The organism is Streptosporangium sp. NPDC006013 (assembly GCF_040614275.1).
Lineage (GTDB): Bacteria > Actinomycetota > Actinomycetes > Streptosporangiales > Streptosporangiaceae > Streptosporangium.
The window spans coordinates 1-2305 of the sequence record NZ_JBEXUE010000838.1 but is presented as its reverse complement, the minus strand read 5'-3'; the positions used below and the strand labels follow the sequence as shown (position 1 = coordinate 2305).

Here is a 2305-nt window from a genome sequence, read left to right as displayed (position 1 = left end):
GTCGGCGGGCACGAGGTCGGTTCCGGCCCTCACCGGCAGGGGACCGGCCCCGGCGCCGCGCCCGCCGGTCCGGCCGCTCCGGGATCTCGCGTCCGCGGTTCGCTCGCCTGTCATCCGCTCACCCACCTCTGCGGGCCGTGGGGTCGAAGGCGTCGCGCAGGGAGTCGCCGACCAGGTTCACCGCGAGCACGGTGACGATCAACAGGCCCGCGCAGAACCAGAACGTCCAGGGGGCGTAGAGCGCCGTCTGGGCGCCGTCCGCGATGAGGCTGCCCAGCGAGACGTCCGGCGGCTGGATGCCGAAGCCGAAGTAGGAGAGGGACGTCTCGGTGAGGATCGCGGCGCTGACGTTCAGCGTGGCGTCGACGACCAGCAGCGAGGACATGTTGGGAATGATGTGCCGGAAGATGATCCTCGTCGGCGGCACGCCCATGAACCTGGCCGCCTGGATGAACTCCCGTTCCCTGAGCGAGATGGTCATGCTCCGGACGATCTTCGAGGTCACCATCCAGAGAAAGAGCGCCAGCACCAGCACGAACATCGGCCACTGTCCCCCGGCGAAGAGCGGGGACATGATCGCCAGGATCAGGAAGGCGGGGAGCACGAGCAGCAGGTCGGTCACCCAGGTCAGTGAACGGTCGGTCCAGCTTCCGAAGTATCCGGCGAAGGCACCCACCACGGCCGCGAGCGCGGTGCCGACCACCGCGGCGAGCAGGCCGACGACCAGGGACCTGCGCATGCCGCGCAGCGTGACCGCGTACACGTCGGCGCCGGTCTGCAGGGTCCCCCACCAGTGCTCGGTCGACGGCGGCGCGAGAAAGGCGGTGAAGTCCTTGGCGGTGTAGGTCCAGCGGGTGAGGTAGGGGCCGGCGAAGGCCAGCAGGAAGATCAGCAGGAGGAGCACGGAGCCGGTCCGGCCCCGGCCCGAGCTCAGGAGGCGGCCCATGACCACCCGTAGCCGTGAGGGCGCCTTGATCCTGTCCACGGACGCCCGCTGCTCGGTGAGCTCCTCCTCGGCGATGGTCATCTCCGGCTCACCCCACCCGGACGCGCGGGTCGAGGACGGCGTGGAGCACGTCGGAGGCCAACGCGGCCAGCAGCACCGCCAGCGCGGCGAAGCAGCTGATCGCGGCGACCGTGTTGATGTCGTTGGTGGAGATCGAGTCGACCAGCTGCTCTCCCACGCCGTGCCAGCCGAAGATCTTTTCGGTGAAGGTGGTGCCGACCAGCAGCGCCCCGAAGGTGAAGGCGAAGTAGGTGACCGCCGGGATCAGCGCGGTACGCAGCGCGTGCCGGGTCAGCGCGGCGCGGCGGCTCAGCCCCTTGGCCATGGCCGTGCGGATGAAGTCTGCGCCGAGCACATCGAGCATCATGTTGCGCTGGTAGCGGCTGTAGACGGCGGCCAGGCCGAGCGAGAGCGACAGCGTGGGCAGCAGCAGATGCTGGATCCGGTCGATCCCGGCGGCGACGAACCCGCCCTGGAGCCCGGGGGTCGCCTCTCCGCTGACGAGGAGGATCTGGGCGCCGACGGCCTCGTTGAACCGGACTGCGGCGATGATCAGGATGTTGGCCAGCACCACCGTGGGGACCGCGAGGACGACGAAGGAGAGACCTGTCGAGAGCCGGTCGAAGGCGCCGTACTGCTTGACCGCGGCGTAGGCGCCGACGAGCACGCCGGTGACACTGCCGACGACCAGCCCGACCGTGATCAGGCGCAGGGTGACGCCGATCCGGCGCCCGAGGTCGTCGCCGACCGAGCCACCGGCCACCGTCCTGCCGAAGTCGCCGCGCGCCAGGGCGCCCACCCAGGTCAGGTAGCGCTCGAAGAGCGGGGTGCGGTCGTTGAGGTTGAGGTCGGTGAGGCGGGCGTCGACGACCGCGGGGGGGATCGGCGGGTTGCGGCCCTCGTAGTTGGATCGCGGGTCGAGCGCGGAGGCGGCCAGCATGTAGGCGAGGCTGGTGGCCACGACGATCAGCACCAGATAGTTGAGCAGCCTGCGGGCAAGGAATCCCGCCATCTTTCCTCCTCCGGAGCCCCACCGCTGTCGGTGACCATCTTGCTACACTCAGCAACCGATGGGCTGCATAGCGTACCGAATCGGAGGGATCTCAGTGGACGATGGCGCCGGTCGGACCCGGAATCACTTTCCGGAGAGTTCGTCCACGGCGGCGCGCAGGTCAACGCTGGTGATGGTGGTCAGGTCGGCGGTGCCGTCCCCGGTGGCACGGTCACCCTGACCCCCGAGGTGGACCACGTCCGGCTGGACGTGAGCGTCGACGACACCAGCCACCTGGCCAGGATCGT

Annotated in this window: 2 protein-coding genes; both read right to left on the bottom strand. The window is 69.6% G+C overall.

Annotated elements, in window-relative coordinates:
- Positions 1-118: 118 nt before the first annotated feature.
- Complete coding sequence (locus ABZ260_RS50165; RefSeq protein WP_355632790.1) at positions 119-1027, bottom strand: ABC transporter permease; 909 nt, start codon at positions 1025-1027, stop codon at positions 119-121.
- Positions 1028-1034: 7 nt separating this feature from the next.
- The gene (locus ABZ260_RS50160; RefSeq protein WP_355632787.1) at positions 1035-2018 is read right to left on the bottom strand and encodes an ABC transporter permease; all 984 of its coding nucleotides are present in this window, start codon (positions 2016-2018) and stop codon (positions 1035-1037) included.
- Positions 2019-2305: the final 287 nt, after the last annotated feature.

Coding starts and splice junctions, on each gene's coding strand:
- ABZ260_RS50165 (WP_355632790.1), bottom strand. CDS start 1,027: ATGACCATCGCCGAGGAGGAGCTCACCGAGCAGCGGGCGTCCGTGGAC.
- ABZ260_RS50160 (WP_355632787.1), bottom strand. CDS start 2,018: ATGGCGGGATTCCTTGCCCGCAGGCTGCTCAACTATCTGGTGCTGATC.